The 18,017-nt window shown below is 70.6% G+C and carries 19 protein-coding genes and 1 pseudogene; 10 read left to right on the top strand and 10 right to left on the bottom strand.

Features of this window, described 5'->3' with window-relative positions:
• The first annotated feature begins 3 nt into the window (after nucleotides 1-3).
• Nucleotides 4-912: an Ig-like domain-containing protein gene (locus AB0H86_RS00780; protein WP_362432224.1), complete on the top strand. Its 909-nt coding sequence runs from the start codon at nucleotides 4-6 to the stop codon at nucleotides 910-912.
• An 84-nt stretch (nucleotides 913-996) separates the two neighbouring features.
• Here AB0H86_RS00780 and AB0H86_RS00775 read toward each other — a convergent pair whose 3' ends face one another.
• The gene (locus tag AB0H86_RS00775; protein ID WP_362431226.1) at nucleotides 997-1,701 is read right to left on the bottom strand and encodes a hypothetical protein; all 705 of its coding nucleotides are present in this window, start codon (nucleotides 1,699-1,701) and stop codon (nucleotides 997-999) included.
• Between the two features lie 157 nt (nucleotides 1,702-1,858).
• Here AB0H86_RS00775 and gcl point away from each other — a divergent pair, with 157 nt between their 5' ends.
• A complete protein-coding gene (gene gcl, locus AB0H86_RS00770) occupies nucleotides 1,859-3,643 on the top strand; it encodes a glyoxylate carboligase (protein WP_362431224.1) in 1,785 nt (594 codons plus the stop codon).
• A 67-nt stretch (nucleotides 3,644-3,710) separates the two neighbouring features.
• Here gcl and AB0H86_RS00765 read toward each other — a convergent pair whose 3' ends face one another.
• The 4 genes from AB0H86_RS00765 to AB0H86_RS00750 form a co-directional block, all read right to left on the bottom strand.
• Complete coding sequence (locus AB0H86_RS00765) at nucleotides 3,711-4,283, bottom strand: TIGR04222 domain-containing membrane protein (RefSeq protein WP_362431222.1); 573 nt, start codon at nucleotides 4,281-4,283, stop codon at nucleotides 3,711-3,713.
• A gap of 156 nt (nucleotides 4,284-4,439) precedes the next feature.
• Entirely contained in the window at nucleotides 4,440-4,691 is a 252-nt protein-coding gene (locus tag AB0H86_RS00760) for a hypothetical protein (protein WP_362431220.1), read from the bottom strand.
• A 394-nt stretch (nucleotides 4,692-5,085) separates the two neighbouring features.
• Nucleotides 5,086-5,979, bottom strand: a complete 894-nt coding sequence (locus tag AB0H86_RS00755; RefSeq protein WP_362431218.1) for a 2-hydroxy-3-oxopropionate reductase — start codon at nucleotides 5,977-5,979, stop codon at nucleotides 5,086-5,088.
• 44 nt (nucleotides 5,980-6,023) lie between these two features.
• The gene (locus AB0H86_RS00750) at nucleotides 6,024-6,881 is read right to left on the bottom strand and encodes a TIM barrel protein (RefSeq protein WP_362431215.1); all 858 of its coding nucleotides are present in this window, start codon (nucleotides 6,879-6,881) and stop codon (nucleotides 6,024-6,026) included.
• A 158-nt stretch (nucleotides 6,882-7,039) separates the two neighbouring features.
• Here AB0H86_RS00750 and polX point away from each other — a divergent pair, with 158 nt between their 5' ends.
• The 7 genes and pseudogenes from polX to AB0H86_RS00715 all read left to right on the top strand — a co-directional run.
• On the top strand, nucleotides 7,040-8,782 hold the full coding sequence (gene polX / locus AB0H86_RS00745; RefSeq protein WP_362431213.1) for a DNA polymerase/3'-5' exonuclease PolX: 1,743 nt from the start codon (nucleotides 7,040-7,042) through the stop codon (nucleotides 8,780-8,782).
• A gap of 132 nt (nucleotides 8,783-8,914) precedes the next feature.
• The gene (locus AB0H86_RS00740; protein WP_362431211.1) at nucleotides 8,915-9,166 is read left to right on the top strand and encodes a hypothetical protein; all 252 of its coding nucleotides are present in this window, start codon (nucleotides 8,915-8,917) and stop codon (nucleotides 9,164-9,166) included.
• Nucleotides 9,163-9,531, top strand: a complete 369-nt coding sequence (locus AB0H86_RS00735; protein WP_362431208.1) for a helix-turn-helix domain-containing protein — start codon at nucleotides 9,163-9,165, stop codon at nucleotides 9,529-9,531. The genes AB0H86_RS00740 and AB0H86_RS00735 overlap by 4 nt, the downstream gene beginning before the upstream one ends.
• Before the next feature lie 122 nt (nucleotides 9,532-9,653).
• On the top strand, nucleotides 9,654-10,163 hold the full coding sequence (uraD, locus tag AB0H86_RS00730; protein ID WP_362431206.1) for a 2-oxo-4-hydroxy-4-carboxy-5-ureidoimidazoline decarboxylase: 510 nt from the start codon (nucleotides 9,654-9,656) through the stop codon (nucleotides 10,161-10,163).
• Between the two features lie 49 nt (nucleotides 10,164-10,212).
• A complete protein-coding gene (uraH, locus tag AB0H86_RS00725; RefSeq protein WP_362431203.1) occupies nucleotides 10,213-10,611 on the top strand; it encodes a hydroxyisourate hydrolase in 399 nt (132 codons plus the stop codon).
• Between the two features lie 4 nt (nucleotides 10,612-10,615).
• On the top strand, nucleotides 10,616-11,545 hold the full coding sequence (pucL, locus tag AB0H86_RS00720) for a factor-independent urate hydroxylase (RefSeq protein ID WP_362431201.1): 930 nt from the start codon (nucleotides 10,616-10,618) through the stop codon (nucleotides 11,543-11,545).
• A 158-nt stretch (nucleotides 11,546-11,703) separates the two neighbouring features.
• A pseudogene (locus AB0H86_RS00715) lies at nucleotides 11,704-13,071 on the top strand (8-oxoguanine deaminase); the annotation flags it as partial.
• An 88-nt stretch (nucleotides 13,072-13,159) separates the two neighbouring features.
• Here the strand turns inward: AB0H86_RS00715 and AB0H86_RS00710 are convergent.
• Entirely contained in the window at nucleotides 13,160-13,963 is an 804-nt protein-coding gene (locus AB0H86_RS00710; RefSeq protein WP_362431199.1) for a helix-turn-helix domain-containing protein, read from the bottom strand.
• Between the two features lie 87 nt (nucleotides 13,964-14,050).
• Here AB0H86_RS00710 and AB0H86_RS00705 point away from each other — a divergent pair, with 87 nt between their 5' ends.
• Nucleotides 14,051-14,911 carry an NAD(P)H-binding protein gene (locus AB0H86_RS00705; RefSeq protein ID WP_362431196.1) on the top strand — a complete coding sequence of 287 codons (861 nt, stop codon included), beginning with the start codon at nucleotides 14,051-14,053 and terminating at the stop codon, nucleotides 14,909-14,911.
• Between the two features lie 37 nt (nucleotides 14,912-14,948).
• On the opposite strand, the gene AB0H86_RS00700 is transcribed toward AB0H86_RS00705, so the two are convergent.
• The 4 genes from AB0H86_RS00700 to AB0H86_RS00685 all read right to left on the bottom strand — a co-directional run bounded on the left by AB0H86_RS00700 (nucleotide 14,949) and on the right by AB0H86_RS00685 (nucleotide 17,983).
• Nucleotides 14,949-15,371, bottom strand: coding sequence for an acyl-CoA thioesterase (locus AB0H86_RS00700; protein WP_362431193.1), 423 nt, complete (start codon nucleotides 15,369-15,371; stop codon nucleotides 14,949-14,951).
• A gap of 52 nt (nucleotides 15,372-15,423) precedes the next feature.
• A complete protein-coding gene (locus AB0H86_RS00695) occupies nucleotides 15,424-16,068 on the bottom strand; it encodes a hypothetical protein (protein ID WP_362431191.1) in 645 nt (214 codons plus the stop codon).
• 85 nt (nucleotides 16,069-16,153) lie between these two features.
• Nucleotides 16,154-16,753 carry a histidine phosphatase family protein gene (locus AB0H86_RS00690; RefSeq protein WP_362431189.1) on the bottom strand — a complete coding sequence of 200 codons (600 nt, stop codon included), beginning with the start codon at nucleotides 16,751-16,753 and terminating at the stop codon, nucleotides 16,154-16,156.
• Between the two features lie 21 nt (nucleotides 16,754-16,774).
• A complete protein-coding gene (locus AB0H86_RS00685) occupies nucleotides 16,775-17,983 on the bottom strand; it encodes a pyridoxal phosphate-dependent aminotransferase (RefSeq protein WP_362431187.1) in 1,209 nt (402 codons plus the stop codon).
• Nucleotides 17,984-18,017: the final 34 nt, after the last annotated feature.

The following is an 18,017-nucleotide window of genomic DNA, read 5'->3' as shown; positions in this document are numbered from 1 at the left end:
ACCGTGGGCCAGGCCGCGACGACCGCCACGGTGACGTCGGCGCCGGATCCGTCGGTGGTGGGTGAGCCGGTGACGGTGACGGCGACGGTGACAGCGACCGCTCCGGGTGCGGGGACGCCGACGGGGACCGTCACGGTCGACTTCGGTGACGGGTCGCCGGCCGTCACCGTAACGCTGTCCGGGGGAACCGTGACGACCACCCACACCTACACGGACGTGGCGGGCAGTCCGTACACGATCAGTGCCTCGTACGGCGGGGACGTCAACTTCGCCGGGGACACCGCGACGGACACTCAGACGGTGAACCAGGCTGCGACCACGGTCGCGGTGACGTCGGCTCCCGATCCGTCGGTGGTGGGTGAGTTGGTGACGGTGACGGCGACGGTGACCGCGGATGCTCCGGGTGCGGGGACGCCGACGGGGACGGTCACCTTCGACTTCGGTGACGGGTCGGGGACGACCGCCGCGACGGTGGCAGGCGGGACGGCCACGGCCACCCACGTCTACACGGACACGACGGGCAGTCCGTACACGATCAGTGCCTCGTACGGCGGGGACGTCAACTTCGCCGGGGACACCGCGACGGACACTCAGACGGTGAACCAGGCTGCGACCACGGTCGCGGTGACGTCGGCTCCCGATCCGTCGGTGGTGGGTGAGTTGGTGACGGTGACGGCGACGGTGACCGCGGATGCTCCGGGTGCGGGGACGCCGACGGGGACGGTCACCTTCGACTTCGGTGACGGGTCGGGGACGACCACCGCGACGGTGGCAGGCGGGACGGCCACGGCCACCCACGTCTACACGGACACGACGGGCAGTCCGTACACGATCAGCGCCTCGTACGGCGGGGACGTCAACTTCGCCGGAGACACCGCGACGGACACGCAGGTGGTCAACGAAGCGGCCTAGCAGCCCAGCCACAGCAGCCGACTTGTGCCTCGACAAGGAGTTGACGCCCGACCGGGAAGACCGGTCGGGCGTCAACTCGACCCGTCACGCCGTTCCCGACGCGTCGAGCTGGTCCGCCATGTCGTTGACCGCGCGTGGCGTGCCCGTGAGGTCCAGCACGAACAACGGAACCCCCAGGCCGTCGGCGCGACGGCGGGCGTCGTCCGCGTACCCGGCGAGCGAGAAATAGGCGCAGCACGAGGACTCCGTCATGGCCGTCAGCCACAGGCACTCCACGTCGCGCACGGAGGCGGGCCGCACGGTCGGGTCGACCTGGGCCAGCAGGCCGCGCGCGGCTATGCCGATACCGGACGGCGGGCGCTGGTCGGCGCGACGGATGTCCCGGTAGCCGAGCCAGCGCAGATAGAGGGCGGTGGCCGTGACCGCGTCCCGGGCGGTGCGGATCGCCACGGGCTGGAAGGGGCGCCGGGGTGCCGGAGCGGCGGCTTGCGGGACCGGGTCCGGGGGTGCCTCGGCGGGCGCCCCCGCCACCGTGACCCGCAGCATCGTCCCGCACGGGCAGCCCAGCTCCGGACACGGCCACTGGTCGCTGCGGCCACAGGAGTCGCAGCGCACGGTGACCCACTCCTCGTCCCAGGCGCGGTGGGTGACGGCGGTGGCCGTCCCGCGCCGGTCGAGGTGGGGACTGACGGGTGCGCCGCACGCGCACGGATACGACGGTGCCGCGTAGAGATGCTCGCGCCGACAGGCCGGGCAGCGCACCGGAACGCTCTCGGACATGGCCCACATCGTCCTCCAGAAAACCCCCGCTTGTCCGTCTCTTGACTGCCTTCATCCACCCACTTACATTATTTCCAGATCGTAGAAGTTAATTTCTGCAATACGGAAGTACTCACCGCGGGGCGCGACGGGAGTGCCCATCCGGCAGCCGAAGCAGGAGTACTCGATGGCTCGAATGACCGCTGCCCGCGCGGCAGTTGAGATCCTCAAGCGAGAGGGCGTCACCGACGCGTTCGGTGTCCCGGGCGCGGCGATCAACCCCTTCTACGCGGCTCTCAAGGCCTCCGGCGGCATCCACCACACCCTCGCCCGGCACGTCGAGGGCGCCTCGCACATGGCCGAGGGCTACACGCGCACCCACCCGGGCAACATCGGTGTCTGCGTCGGCACTTCCGGCCCCGCCGGCACCGACATGATCACCGGCCTGTACTCCGCGACCGGCGACTCCATCCCGATCCTGTGCATCACGGGCCAGGCCCCGACCGCCGTGATCCACAAGGAGGACTTCCAGGCCGTCGACATCGCCTCGATCGCCCAACCGGTGACCAAGTTGGCGCTCACCGTCCTGGAGGCCGCGCAGGTCCCGGGCGTCTTCCAGCAGGCCTTCCACCTGATGCGCTCCGGCCGCCCCGGCCCGGTCCTCGTCGATCTGCCGATCGACGTCCAGCTGACCGAGATCGAGTTCGACCCGGAGACCTATGAGCCGCTCGCGGTCTACAAGCCCGCCGCGACCCGCGCCCAGATCGAGAAGGCGATCGGGATGCTGAACGCGTCCGAGCGGCCGCTGATCGTGGCCGGTGGCGGGATCATCAACGCCGACGCGGCCGAACTCCTGGTCGAGTTCGCCGAGTTGACCGGAACTCCGGTCGTTCCGACCCTGATGGGCTGGGGCGTCCTGCCCGACGACCACGACCTCAACGCCGGCATGGTGGGCCTGCAGACCTCGCACCGCTACGGCAACGCGACCTTCCTGGAGTCCGACTTCGTCCTCGGCATCGGCAACCGCTGGGCCAACCGCCACACCGGCAAACTGGACGTCTACACGGCCGGCCGGACGTTCGTCCACGTCGACATCGAGCCCACCCAGATCGGCAGGATCTTCGCCCCGGACTACGGCATCGCGTCGGACGCGAAGGCGGCTCTGACGCTCTTCGTCGAGGTGGCAAGGGAGTTGAAGGCGGCGGGCAGGCTCCCTGACCGTTCGGTCTGGGCGGGCTCGGCCCAGGAGAAGAAGGCGACCCTCCAGCGCCGTACGCACTTCGACGACATCCCGATCAAGCCGCAGCGCGTCTACGAGGAGATGAACAAGGCCTTCGGCCCTCAGACCCGTTACGTCTCCACGATCGGCCTCTCGCAGATCGCCGGCGCCCAGATGCTGCACGTCTACCGGCCGCGGCACTGGATCAACTGCGGCCAGGCCGGCCCGCTCGGCTGGACCGTCCCGGCCGCGCTGGGCGTCGCGAAGGCCGACCCGGAGGCGTCCGTCGTCGCCCTCTCCGGCGACTACGACTTCCAGTTCATGATCGAGGAGTTGGCGGTCGGGGCGCAGCACCGGATCCCGTACATCCATGTCCTGGTGAACAACTCCTACCTGGGCCTGATCCGCCAGGCGCAGCTGGCGTTCGACATCGACTTCCAGGTCAGCCTGGAGTTCGAGAACGCCAACTCGCCCGAGCTGGGCGTCTACGGCGTCGACCACGTCAAGGTCGCCGAGGGCCTCGGTTGCAAGGCGATCCGGGTGACCGACCCGAACGAGCTGGGCGCGGCCTTCGAGCAGGCGAAGAAGCTCGCCGCCGAGTTCCGGGTCCCGGTGGTCGTCGAGGTCATCCTGGAGCGGGTCACCAACATCGCGATGTCGAGGACGAACGACATCGGTGATGTCGTCGAGTTCGAGGAGATCGCGACCGAGCCGGCGCATGCCCCGACCTCGATCAGGACGCTGAAGGTCTGACAGCGGACACTCGCCTCACCAAGGGGCGGCCCGCCGGGGGAGGGCCGCCCCTACGGCGTGCGTGCCCTCAGTCCGAGACGCCGCCGCAGGAGTACGGTGAGCGTTCTGAGTGCCGCAGGAGCCCCTTGTCCGCCACCTCCACGCGGGCGGTCAGGCCGGCCCGCAGGGCGAAGCGCGCCGCGAGGACGGTCAGGGCCGGATCGCCGTACAGGGCCACCGCCATCAGGGTGTCGTCCGCGGACAGACCCCGCCGGCCGGCCGGAAGCGGATGAGCCGCGTACAGGGCGTCGAGCGCGCGCCGGGCGGCGCGGGTCCGGCGCGGCGGAAGGGTCCGCAGCAGGTCGGCGGACAGGAGACTGCCGCGGATGTGGTCCAGTGCCTGTCGTACGCTCGGCTGGTCGAGCAACTCGGTTACCCCGGCGGGCTGTTGAAGGCTCGTGAGCACTGCCTCGGACAGCGGGGACAGGGCCTGCCCCGCGCCGGCGGGCTCCCCCGAGACCCGTACCGTGCCCGGTCGGCCGGCCTCGACGGCCCCCAGCAGATGCAGGGCCAGCACGGCGACCGTGACGGCGGCGCGGGGACCGCCCCGCAGCAGCGCGACCTCGTGCGGCTTCAGCCGGACCGTCGTACCGCTGCCCATGGCACCCCCTGGCACGGGACCCACCGCCCCCGTGCCGGCGGGCCCCGTGTGACCAGAATGTGCCCGCACCCGGGGGTACTTGAAGCCTTCGGGCGTGGGTTCAGAGCTTGATTTGAGGGTTCCGTAGTCGGCGTACGACCGCTGCCGTAGCCGCGCTCACCGCTCGTGGTGCTCGTGGTGCTCGGACAGTCCCGGCCAGTCGTCGGGACCGCCGCCCTGCCATTCGACGATGTCGCTCTCCTCGACCTCGACCTGGTCGAGATCGGCGAGCCGCAGGAGCTCCACGACGTCGTCCAGGTGCGAGGCGACGCCGAGGTTCTCGGCGTCCGCGGTGACCCGCCGGGAGCCGTCCAGGGCCGGGGGGTGGACCACGATGTGCGGGTGGTGTGCCGGGTGTGCTGGTGCCATGCCTTCAGGCTCCTGCGGGAGGGGCGTCTCCGCACCCCGGCGCCCCCGGGGACCCGCCGATGCTGGGACCGCGACAGCCGCGACGGAGCCGGGAGCGCACCTCCCTCAGGTCGGGAGGGGCGTCCCGGGTCCTTCACCACCGCACTGGCTCGCACGCCGCCGCGGTCTGACCCTGGCCGTGTCACGCCGCTGAGGGGGCACCCTTCATCCGGGTCACCCGTCATCCGTGTCACCGTCATCCGGGTCACCCAGTGGTCGGGCGCGGCCAGGGAGTTCGGACACCTGTTGTCGACGTGGGTTCCGGTTGTCGACGTGGGTTCCGGGCGGCGCCGACGCCTGGGCGCGACAGGACAGATGTCAGCGCCGACGCCGTCCGGAGTTCGCAGGGGGCGGTTCAGATCCGGGCGCCGGACAGGCGCTCCACCGCCCGCAGCAGCGCCGAGTGGTCGAGGCCGCCGTCGCCCTGTGTCCGCAGGCTCGCGACCAGCTGGGCGACCACGGCACCGACGGGCAGGGCCGCGCCGACGTCGCGGGCGGCGTCCGTGACGATGCCCATGTCCTTGTGGTGCAGGTCGATACGGAAGCCCGGCTTGAAGTCGCGGTTCAGGAAGTTGTCCTTCTTGCGCGTCAGCACGGTGGAGCCGGCCAGCCCGCCGTTCAGGACGTCGAGGGCCGCCTTCAGGTCCACGCCCGACTTCTCCAGGAAGACCACGGCCTCGGCGCACGCTTGGATGTTCACGGCGACGATCAGCTGGTTGGCGGCCTTCACGGTCTGGCCCGAGCCGTGCGGACCGCACAGCACGATGGTCCTGCCGAGCGCCTCGAAGATCGGCTGGGCCTCGTCGAAGTCGGCCTGCCCGCCGCCGACCATGATGGACAGCACGGCCTCGACGGCCCCGGCCTCACCGCCGGAGACGGGGGCGTCCAGGACGCGGATGCCCTTCGCCAGTGCCGACTTCGCCAGGCCGACGGAGGTCTGCGGGGTGATCGACGACATGTCGATCAGCAGCGCCCCGGACCTGGCGTTCTCGAGGATGCCGTCGGGGCCGTACGCGATCGCCTCGACCTGCGGGGAGGCGGGCACCATCGTCACGATCACGTCGGCGTCCCGCACGGCCTCGGCGATGGACCCGGCCGCTGTGCCGCCGGCTGCGACCAGGCGATCCAGCTTGTCCCGCTCCAGGGTGAAGCCGGTGACGTCGTAACCCGCCTTGATCAGGTTCTCGGACATGGGGGAGCCCATGATGCCGAGGCCGATCCAGGCGATCTTGGGAAGGTTCGTGGTCATGCGGGCGCCTCTCTGGCTGCTTCGCTACGTCTGTGGGGCGGCGCTCAGTGCGCGGCTCGGGCCGTGGCGGGCAGCCAGTCGAACGCCGCCGCGCTCGGCCCGTCGCCCGGCTTGTACTCCAGGCCGACCCAGCCCTCGTAACCGGCCTTCCCAAGCCGGCCGAGGAGGTCTTCGAGGGGGAGCGAGCCGGTGCCCGGCGCTCCGCGACCGGGGTTGTCGGCGATCTGTACATGGCCGGTCTTCGACGCGTACCGCTCGATCACCGACGGCAGGTCCTCGCGGTTCATCGACAGGTGGTACAGATCCATCAGGAAGCGCGCGTTGCCGAGTCCCGTCGCCTCGTTGACCTTGTCGACGATCTCCACGGCGGCGGGTGCGCTCACCAGTGGGTACAGCGGCGACTCGGGCTGGTTGAGGGCCTCGATCAGCAGGATCGCGCCGATGGTGTTCGCGGTCCGGGCCGCGAGCACCAGGTTCTCCAGCGCGAGCGCGTCCTGCTCGGCCGGGTCGACGCCCTCGACGCGGTTGCCGTACAGCGCGTTGAGAGCCTTGCAGCCCAGCGACTCGGCGAAGTCGGCGGCCACGTCGATGTTGGCGCGGAACTTCTCCGACTCCTCGCCGGGGATCGACAGGGCGCCGCGGTCCGGGCCGGGCAGCCGGCCGGCGTAGAAGTTCAGGCCCGTGAGCTGGACGCCCGCGTCCTCGATCGCCTTCTTCAGGGCGTCGAGCGCGGACCGCTCGGGGGTGGGGGAGTCGACCCAGGGCCACCACAGCTCGACCGCGGTGAAGCCGACCGCGGCGGCGGCCGAGGGGCGCTCCAGGAGCGGGAGTTCTGTGAAGAGAATCGACAGGTTGACGTTGAAGCGCTGGTCTGAGGCTGTGCCCCATTCAAGACCTGACATCTGGGTCGGCGCTCCCTTCCGGGCTGACTTAATTCCGTGTAGCGGAAGTTTATTTCTACCTAATGGAAGATTGCACGCAGCTGGGGAGGCCTGTCAAGACCGCCCGCGCACATCCGCCCCCGCACGCGATGCGCGAGGGGCGTGCCTACCCTGAAGGTGTGGCCCGGTCCAACGACGAGGTCGCCGCGCTGCTGCAGGAGTACGCGGACCTGATCTCGATCACCGGCGGAGACGCGTTCAAGGCACGTGTCTACGAGAAGGCTGCCAGAGCGGTCGGCGGCCACCATGCCGATGTCTCCACGCTCGACCTCAAGGGCCTCCAGGCGATCCCCAACGTCGGAAAGTCGATCGCCCAGAAGGTCCTCGAATACTTCGACAGCGGCAGCGTGTCCGCCGTCGAAGAGCTGCGGGCGAAGATCCCCGCCGGGGTCCGGCGCCTGACCGCCATCCCCACCCTCGGCCCGAAGAAGGCGCTGACGGTGTACGAGGAGCTGGGTATCTCGTCGGTCGAGGAACTGGCCGACGCCATCCACGAGGAACGGCTCCGCGACCTGAAGGGCTTCGGGCCCAAGACGGAGGAGAACATCCTCCACGGCATCGAGCTCCTGCAATCCGCCGGCAACCGCGTCCAACTCGACGTCGCCAGCGACCTCGCCGACGCCATCGTCGCCGCGTTGTCCCAGGTCACGGGCTGCCTGCGGTGCGCGTACGCCGGGTCGCTGCGCCGGGTCCGGGAGACCATCGGCGACATCGACATCCTGGCCGCGGCGAAGAAGCCGGCGCCGATCATGCAGGCGTTCACTGAGCTGCCGTACGTCACGGAGGTGATCGCGCGGGGCGAGAAGAAGACGTCCGTGCGCACCTCCAAGGGGCTGGCCGTCGACCTGCGCGTCGTACCGCCGGACTCCTGGGGCGCGGCACTTCAGTACTTCACCGGCTCCAAGGCCCACAACATCCGCACCCGCGAGCTGGCCGTACACCAGAAGCTGAAGCTCTCCGAGTACGGGATCTTCGACGTCGAGAGCGGCAAGAAGATCGTCTCCGAGACGGAGGACGAGGTGTACGCCCGGCTCGGCCTGCCGTGGATCCCGCCGACGCTGCGCGAGGACCGCGGGGAGATCGGGGCCGGGCTGCGCGGCGAGCTGCCCGACCTGGTGACGGAGGCCGACATCAGGGGCGACCTGCACACCCACACCGACCTCACCGACGGGCTGGCCCCACTGGAGGAGATGGTCGAGGCGGCCGCCGCGCGCGGCTACGCCTACTACGCGATCACCGACCACGGCCCGGACCTGGCCATGCAGCGCATGACCGACGAGCGGATGCTGGCCCAGCGGGAGCGGGTGCGTGAGCTGGACGGCACGTATCCCGCCCGGGGCCGGCGCGGCGGGCTGCGGCTGCTGCACGGCGCCGAGCTGAACATCGGCCCGGACGGCGAGGTGGACTGGCCAGCGGAATTCCTCGCCGGCTTCGACCTGTGCGTGGCCTCCGTGCACTCGCACTTCAACCAGGGGCGCGACGCCCTCACCCGCCGCATCGTACGGGCCTGCGAGAACCCGTACGTTCACATCATCGGCCACCCCACGACCCGCCTCATCGGCAGACGGCCCGGCATCGACGCCGACCTCGACGCGGTCTTCGCCGCCTGTGCCCGTACCGGCACGGCGCTGGAGATCAACGCCCACCCCGACCGCCTCGACCTGCGCGACGAGGACATCCTGCGGGCCCGGCGGCACGGCGTGAGGTTCGCCGTGAACAGCGACGCCCACGCCGTCCCCCACCTCGCCGTCATGCGCTACGGCATCGGCACCGCCCAGCGCGGCTGGCTGGCAAAGGATGACGTGATCAACACCTGGCCGGAACGGCGGCTACGGAGCTTCCTGCGCCAGGGCAGGCCGTGACCGGCAGGATGGGGCTTGGCGCATCGCGGCTGGGAAGCAGTCGACTAATGTGACCTCCGTTGTGCCCCGATGTGCTCTCGCGGTGGGCGGTCTGGGTAAAGGTGCAGGTCATAGGCGTGTTCTGGGGGCACAATGCGATTGCGAGTGGAGTTCACTACGGAGCCCTTCGACCTCGACGAGGCGCCCGCGCATGCGGTGGTGGCCCGCCAGGTCGTCGAGACGGCCGGGCTGGACGCGGTGGACGTCGGCCCGTTCGGCAACACCGCCGAAGGGGGCGCCGACGCCGTGCTCAGCGCCGTGGACGCCGTGCTGCGCCGGACCCTGGATTCCGGCGCCACCCGTATCTCTCTCCAGCTCAACGTGATCGGAGAGGGTGCCGAGTGACCGGCGCCGGGGGTGAGTCCTTCATCGGGGCCGTGAAGCCGCTGGTCGACGCCATGGGCGGCGAGATACTCGCGCCGGACGAAGCGGGGCCCGACGACATCGTGCTCTCCTGGGAGGGGGCAGAGGTCATCGCCGTACGGCTGCCGCAGCTCGCCGACTCCCTCGACCACATCCTGGCCGCCATGGAGCGCAAGAAGGGCAAGCCCCTGGCGGACCTGGACCGCAAGGCCAAGCAGGAGGTCGTCCGCATGCTGGAGACGCGTGGCGCCTTCTCGGTACGGCATGGCGTGGAAACCGTCGCGGGTGCGCTCGGGGTGAGTCGCTTCACGGTCTACAACTACCTGAATCGTGACAAAGAGGGCTGAGTGAAGCCCGAGGGTTTCGTCACCTCGAATTTTCAACAAAGTGTTGACGTGGTGTCGCGGAGGGGCGTTAGCTGGCCCCAGCCCGTTCAGCACGAAGGCCCTTCGCGGCCACGGAGGCTCCCGTGACGTCGACTTCCACGCCCCCGGGCCTGGCCCGGTTCAACGCCCTGGAACAGCGCGCTGCCTTCGCCGTACTCCACGAGGCGTGCGCGTCCACGGCGTGGGTGAAGCGACTGGTCGCCGCCCGCCCGTACGCCGACGCCGACGGCCTCTACGCCGCCAGTGACACCGCGATGGCCGAGCTGACCGGCGAGGACCTCGCGGAGGCGATGGCCGGGCACCCGCCGATCGGCCGCCCCAAGCCGGGCGACCCCGCGTCGACGCGCGAGCAGCGCGGTATGGCCGGCGCCTCCGAGGAGCTCAGGGCGGAGATGCTCGACCTGAATCTGGCCTACCAGGACAGGTTCGGCCATGTCTTCCTGATCTGTGCCACCGGACGGACCGGCGAACAGATGCGGCACGCGGTCAAGGAGCGCATCGGGAACTCGCCGGAGCAGGAGCGGGAGATCGTCCGCACCGAGCTGGGCAAGATCAACCGTATCCGCCTGGCCCGACTGGTCGACGAGGGCTGAAGTCGACGACTGAGGACGACTGAGGACGACTGAAGAGGACGCCTGACCCATGAGCACCAGCACCACCGCCTCGGTGTCGACCCACATCCTCGACACCAGCATCGGCCGCCCCGCCGTGGGCGTCGCCGTCCAGCTCGCCGCCCGCTCCGGACGCGACGGGCACTGGCAGGCACTCGGCGGCTCCGCGACGGACGCGGACGGCCGGTGCAAGGACCTGCCGGCGCTGCCGGAGGGCACCACACACGTACGGCTCGACTTCGCGGTGGAGCCGTATTTCGAGACATCCGCTAAGAAGCAAGCCGATGCGCAGCAGGACGCCCCCGCGAATCGGGACAGCGGTGCGTTCTTCCCGGAGGTGGCGATCACCTTCGCCGTCGAACCCGGCGAGCACTATCACGTACCGCTGCTGCTCAACCCGTTCGGCTACTCCGTTTACCGAGGGAGCTAGCTAAATGACAGACACTTCCCGCCCTTCCCGCCCTGTGATCCTGGGACAGAACCAGTACGGCAAGGCCGAGAACCGAGTCGTCAAGATCACGCGGAACGGCGCCACCCACCACATCAAGGACCTGAACGTCTCGGTGTCGCTGAGCGGCGACATGGAAGAGGTCCACTACTCCGGCTCGAACGCCAACGTCCTGCCGACCGACACCACCAAGAACACGGTGTACGCGTTCGCCAAGGAGCACGGCATCGAGTCCGCCGAGCAGTTCGGCATCCATCTCGCCCGCCACTTCGTGACGAGTCAGGAGCCGATCCACCGGGCCCGCATCCGCATCGAGGAGTACGCCTGGGAACGGATCGAGCACACCGGGCAGGGCGAGCACTCGTTCGTCCGCAAGGGCCAGGAGACCCGTCTCGCTCAGATCACGTACGACGGTTCGTCGTGGGAGGTCGTCTCCGGTCTCAAGGACCTGACCGTCATGAACTCGACCGACTCCGAGTTCTGGGGTTACGTCAAGGACAAGTACACGACCCTTCCCGAGGCCCGCGACCGCATCCTGGCCACCGAGGTCTCAAGCCGCTGGCGCTTCAACTGGACCGAGGACGCGCAGCGGATGCCGGCCTGGGACGAGTCGTACGCACAGGTCAAGGGGCACCTCCTGCGAGCCTTCGCGGAGACGTACTCCCTGTCGCTCCAGCAGAGCCTCTACGCCATGGGCTCGCGGATCATCGACAACCGCGGCGAGATCGACGAGGTCCGCTTCTCGCTCCCGAACAAGCACCACTTCCTGGTGGACCTGGAGCCGTTCGGGCTGAAGAACGAGACCGAGGACGGTGCTGTGTACCTCGCCGCCGACCGCCCCTACGGCCTGATCGAGGCCACCGTCCTGCGGGACGGCTGCGAGGCGAAGATCCCGGTGGACCTCACCAACCTCTGAACCCACCGCTGAAACCAATCGAACCCACCGCTGACGTCACCCCATTTTCGGCACCCGTGGCCGGGGCACCCGCCCACCCGCAACCCCGGCCACGGCACTCAAAACTTCAGGGTCCTGCCGTGCCCTCCCCCTGAGTCCACGAGCGAAAAGGACGCACCATGGCAGCAGACCGGCGCATCGTCATCGAGAACTGTTCGATCGCGACCGTCGACGCCCACGACACCGAGTACGCCAGTGGACATGTCGTCGTCGTCGGCAACCGCATCGAGTCGGTCGGCGCGGGCAGGGCACCCGAGGGCCTGGCGAACGTCGAACGCAGGATCGACGCCGAAGGCCACCTCGTGACCCCCGGCCTGGTCAACACCCACCACCACTACTACCAGTGGATCACCCGGGGGCTGGCCACCGACCACAACCTGTTCGACTGGCTCGTGGCGCTGTACCCGACCTGGGCGCGCATCGACGAGCAGATGGTCCGCGCGGCCGCCGAGGGCTCGCTCGCGATGATGGCCCGCGGCGGTGTCACCACCGCCATGGACCACCACTACGTCTTCCCGCGGGGCTCCGGTGACCTGTCCGGCGCGATCATCGGCGCCGCCCGCGAGATGGGCGTCCGCTTCACCCTCGCCCGCGGTTCCATGGACCGCGGCGAGAAGGACGGCGGACTGCCACCGGACTTCGCCGTGGAGACTCTGGACGGTGCCCTCGCCGCCACCGAGGAGACCGTCGGGCAGCACCACGACGCCTCCTTCGGCGCGATGACCCAGGTCGCCGTCGCGCCCTGCTCGCCCTTCTCCGTATCCACCGAACTGATGAGGCAGGGCGCCGAGTTGGCCCGCCGTCTCGGCGTACGGCTGCACACCCACGGCTCGGAGACCGTGGAGGAGGAGCAGTTCTGCAAGGAACTGTTCGGCATGGGCCCCACCGACTACTTCGAGTCCACCGGCTGGCTCGGCGAGGACGTGTGGATGGCGCACTGCGTCCACATGAACGACTCCGACATCGATGCCTTCGCCCGGACGAGGACCGGTGTCGCCCACTGCCCCTCGTCCAACGCCCGCCTGGCCGCCGGTATCGCCCGTGTCCCCGACATGCTCGCCGCCGGCGTCCCGGTCGGCCTGGGGGTCGACGGCACCGCGTCGAACGAGTCCGGTGAACTCCACACCGAGCTGCGTAACGCGCTCCTCATCAACCGCCTTGGCTCCCACCGAGAAGCCGCCCTGAACGCCCGTCAGGCACTGCGCCTGGGCACCCACGGCGGCGCCCAAGTGCTGGGCCGCGCAAGCGAGATCGGGTCCCTGGAGCCCGGCAAGCTCGCCGACCTGGTGCTCTGGAGGCTCGACACCCTCGCCCACGCCTCGATCGCCGACCCGGTGACCGCGCTGGTCTTCGGCGCGGCGGCGCCGGTCACCGCGTCCTTCGTGAACGGCCGTCAGATCGTCGAGGACAACCGGCTGCTCACCGCCGACGAGGACGCGATCGCCCGCTCCACGCGCGCCGAGGCGCGAAGGCTGGCGGAGATCGCCGGGAGCCTGACCCCGTACCGACGTACGGCACTTGATCTCCGGTCGGGAGGGACGGCTCCCGACCGGTGGCCGTGGATCCGAACGGGCGTCACACCCGCGGAATCGCCTGGCAGGGCCGGGGGGCCGGCAGCCGGCCGGTGAAGAACGACCCGGGCGGCACCCCCATCACGGTGCGGAAGTCGGACGTCATGTGCGACTGGTCGTAGTAGCCGGTGGAGGCGGCCAGCTCCGCCCAGGGAGCGTCCCTCGCGTGCGTCAGCAGATGGCGTACGCGGCTGATGCGGGCGTAGTGCTTCGGTGACAGGCCGACGCCCTCGGCGAAGAGGTTGCGCAACTGCCGCTCGCTGACAGCGAGTTCGCGGGCCACATCGCGCACGGTGGCGGGGGCGCGGCCCGGCCGGGTCGACAGGGCGTCGACGGCGGCCCGCAGCAGCCGGGTGCGCGTGCCGTCGGCGACCGGGGCGAGCCGGTCGATCAGCACCTCCGCCAGACGCGCGGTCATCTCCTCCGGCCCCAGGTCGACCAGCTCGCGCGCGAGTCGCCGGGCCGTCCCCGTCGGCAGGGCACCCAACGGCACGACGTGACCGACGAGTTCGACGGCCGACGCGCCGAGCAGGGGGCGCGCGGTGCCCGGGCCCAGACGCACCTGGACGCAGGACACCACCCGCTTGTCCGCGTCCGCGTGGTACGAGGCACGGGTGCGCGGACCGACCACCAGGGTGTCGCGCCGCCCGGTGTCCTCGACCCGGACGACCAACTTGGTCGCGGTGTCCGGCACATGAGTGAACGACTCGGGCAGCGGGCCCGCCACGGCCACCGCCGCGATGTCGGCGATCCAGGGTCGCAGCGCGTCGGGGACCGGCAGGAGGCGTTCGGTCAGGGCGGTCGTCACCCGACCACGGTAAGCGCGCCGGCCGCCCGCGCGGGCGCCTCAACCGTGCCGGAATCTCCTAGAGTCCGGCGCCCGCCGCCCGCCACCGTGGTCCACATGATCCTTGTGACGGGTGCCACGGGCACCATCGGCAGTGAAGTCGTACGACAACTCGCGGCGCGTGGCGAGAAGGTGCGCGCCCTGACCCGCGACCCGGCAAAGGCTGTGGTGCCCCCGGGCGTGGAGGTGCTGCGCGGGGACTACCGGGACCCGGGCTCCCTGGAGGTGGCGATGGCCGGGGTGACGGCCGCGTTCCTGGTGGGCGTGCCCGCCCCTGGGACGTGGCACGACCAGGCGCTGGTGGCGGCGGCGCGGGCGTCCGGCGTGTCCCGCCTGGTGAAGCTCTCCGCCATCGGCACCGGCGATCCCGAGCTGGGCCCGTCCGGCTCCTGGCACCTCGACGGCGAACGTGCCGTCCGGGACAGCGGCGCGCGGTGGACGATCCTGCGCCCCTCGGCGTTCGCGTCCAACACGCTGAGCTGGGCGGACCCCATCGGGGCGGGCGAGCCGGTGCCGAACCTGACCGGAGACGGGCTGCAGGGAGTGGTCGACCCGCGGGATGTCTCCGAAGTGGCGACCCGCGCCCTGGTCGACCCCGGGCACGAGGGACGGACGTACACGCTGACCGGACCGGAGACGATCGGCGTGCCCGGTCAGGCCGCCGTACTCGCGGAGATCCTCGGCCGCCGCGTCACCGCACGCGACCTCTCGGCGGCGGAGGTCCGGCAGTACGTGCTCGGTTGGGGCCTCGACGGTAAGGCCGCGGACGGTGTCCTGGCGGGCACCGCCTACGTGCGCGGGGGCGGGAACGCCGTCGTCACCGGGGACGTGCCCGAGGTGCTGGGGCGCACGGCGCGTACCTACCGGGAGTGGGCCGAGGACCACAAGGGGGTGTTCGTGGCGGGCTGACCCCGGGGGCGGGCTGCCCCCCGCCTCGCTCCCAGCCCTACAGCCCGAACAGGCCCGGGTCCGCCGCCAGTTGCTTGAAGTGCTCCCGTGGATCCGCCACGAGCCTGCGCGCCTTGAGGTCCATCAGGCCGCCGACGGCGGTGATCTCGGCGGCCACCGTGCCGTCGGTCTTGCGTATCACCTGCTCGACCCGGAACGTCTTGCCCTCGCCCCAGTCGAAGCCGCACGTCACCTCGACCTCGTCGCCGGCCAATAACTCGCGGCGGTAGCGGATGGTGGTCTCCAGGGCCACCGGGCCCACGCCGCTTTTGATGAGGCCGGACTGGCTGATCCCGGCGGCCTTCAGCAGCGACCAGCGGGCGTGTTCCGCGTAGTTGATGTACACGCTCTGGTTGAGATGGCCCTGCACGTCCGTCTCGTACCCGCGGACGGTCACCGGGACGGAAAACGCTTCGGTCACGGCTTCCCCTTCTCGTCATGGATGATCTGATCGACCGATCTTGGCATGCCCATCACGCCCGGCGCGGGGACGCCAGCAGATAGCGGGCTCTCGTCCGTGGTTGTGTGTGCTCGCCGGCCTGCCAGCCCGCCTTCTCCAACGTGGCCGCGCAGGCGCGCAGTTCCTCGGTGTCCGGCGCGTGCACGGCGACGGCCTCCGGCTGCGGTGTCGCGCGCACCCGGTAGCCCCCGGCGCCGTCCCGCCCGGCAGGGCGGTGTCCGGCGGCCTCCAGGGCGAGGGCGGCGGCCTGCACCAGATGCGTGCGCTCCCAGGCGCAGGGCCGCTCCGTCGCGCCGTGCGGGTCGGTCATCCGGCGCAGCTCCAGGAGCCCCTGCCAGGCGCTGTGCACCTCACGGGCCCGGGACGGACCGGCCACCTGGGCGTCGTCGGGGGCGTCCTCCTCGCCGCCGATGCGGGCGGTGAAGACGCCGGGTGCCGGGGGTGGTGCGACGGCGGGGGCGGGAGCCTCCGGGGCCGCCTCGCGTATCCGGTGTCCGGCCGGGGTCAGGAAGTGGTCGTGCGGCGGCCGCGGGTGCCGGAAGGCGAGGCCTCGCGCGACCAGCGCCGCGAGCTGCGCGTCCGTCCCCCGGAGCCGCCCGGTGACGGGATCGGCGGCGTCGATGACACGCCGCTGCGCGGCGGTCGGCGGTCGGGTCACTGCCTGCTCCTCCCCGTCGGGCCTTCTCGAAGGCGTCACACCGCTGCGACCCCCCGGTCGCCTCGCTGCGATCACCCTTCGAAGACTACGACGGGGCTCTGACATTCCACCCCGAGATCACCGGCCGCCCGTGCTCCGTGCCGAGCCGGCCGAGCGCCCCCGTCGCCAGCTGGAACAGTGCCCCGGACGACGGCGGCAGTCCGAGCCGACGGGCCGTGAGGACACGCAGGAAATGGCCGTGCGCCACCAGGACCACACAGCCCTCGGTGTTGGCGAACGCGGCGTCCACCCTGGCCAGCACGCGATCGGCGCGCTCCCCGACCTGCTCCGGGGTCTCCCCGGGGCGGTCCGGCGGCCCGGGTACGACGCCGTCCGTGAACAGGAACCAGTCCGGCCGGGTGCGCTGGATCTCGACGGTCGTGATCCCCTCGTACCCGCCGTAGTCCCACTCGTAGAGGTCGGTGTCGACCCGCACGTCGTGCAGCCCGATCAGCTCCGCGGTCTCCCGGGCCCACTGCAGCGGGCTGACGAAGGCGGCCCCGATCCGGTGCGACCGGATCAGCGGAACCAGCGCGCGCGCCTCGGCCCGGCCGTGCTCGGTCAGCGGGACGTCAGTCCGGCCGGTGTGCCGGCCCGACCGCGACCACTCGGTCTCACCGTGCCGCACCAGGAAGAGATCACTCATACGGTCCAGGTTAGGTGGGCGCTACTGCCGGTACCCGCCGAGGAACCGCCCGATCCGCCCGATCGCCGCCTCCAGGTCGTCCGCGTGGGGGAGGGTGAGGATGCGGAAGTGATCGGGGGTCGGCCAGTTGAAGCCGGTGCCCTGGACCACCTGGATCTTCTCCCGCAGCAACAGGTCCAGGACGAACTTCTCGTCGTCGTGGATCTTGTGCACCTTGGGGTCGAGACGTGGGAACGCGTACAGCGAGCCCTTCGGCTTCACGCAGGACACGCCGGGGATCTCATTGAGCTTCTCCCAGGCCACGGTGCGCTGTTCGTGCAGACGGCCGCCGGGCGCGGTCAGCTCGTGGATGGACTGGCGGCCGCCGAGCGCGGCCTGGATGGCGTACTGCGCGGGCGCGTTGGCGCACAGCCGCATGGAGGCCAGCATGGTCAGGCCCTCCAGATAGTTTCTGGCGTGCTGCCTCGGGCCGGTGACCACCAGCCAGCCCGATCGGAAGCCGGCCACCCGGTACGTCTTCGACAGGCCGCAGAAGGTCAGGACCACCAGGTCGGGGGCGAGCGCGGCGACCGAGTGGTGCACGGCGTCGTCGTACAGGATCTGGTCGTAGATCTCGTCGGCGAAGACCATCAGTCCGTGCCGGCGGGCGAGATCGAGGATGCCCTCGATGATCTCCTTCGGGTAGACCGCTCCGGTGGGGTTGTTCGGGTTGATGATGACCACGGCCTTGGTGCGGTCCGTGATCTTCGACGCCATGTCGTCCAGGTCCGGGTACCAGTCGGCCTGTTCGTCGCAGAGGTAGTGCACCGCCTTGCCGCCCGCGAGGGTGGTGACGGCCGTCCAGAGGGGGAAGTCGGGGGCCGGGATGAGGATTTCGTCGCCGTCCTCGACCAGCGCCTGTACGGCCATCGAGATCAGCTCGGAGATGCCGTTGCCGAGGAAGACGTCGTCGACGCCGACCTCCAGGCCCAGCGACTGGTAGCGCCCCGCCACGGCCCGGCGGGCGGAGAGGATGCCGCGCGAGTCGGTGTAGCCGTGCGCCTGGGGCAGCATGCGGATCATGTCCTGGAGGATCTCCTCCGGCGCCTCGAAGCCGAACAGCGCGGGGTTGCCGGTGTTCAGGCGCAGCACGCTGTGGCCCGCCGCCTCCAGTGCGTCGGCGTGCTCGATCACCGGGCCGCGGATCTCGTAACAGACCTCGCTCAGCTTGTTCGACTGCCGGAACTCCATGCGCTTACGCCCCTCCGGTTCGTGGTGTTGCTTG

Origin of the sequence: Streptomyces sp. NPDC050997, from assembly GCF_040660135.1 — a bacterium.
Lineage (GTDB): Bacteria > Actinomycetota > Actinomycetes > Streptomycetales > Streptomycetaceae > Streptomyces.
The sequence above is the reverse complement of the archived record's forward strand: the minus strand, read 5'-3'. Positions and strand labels throughout refer to the sequence as shown.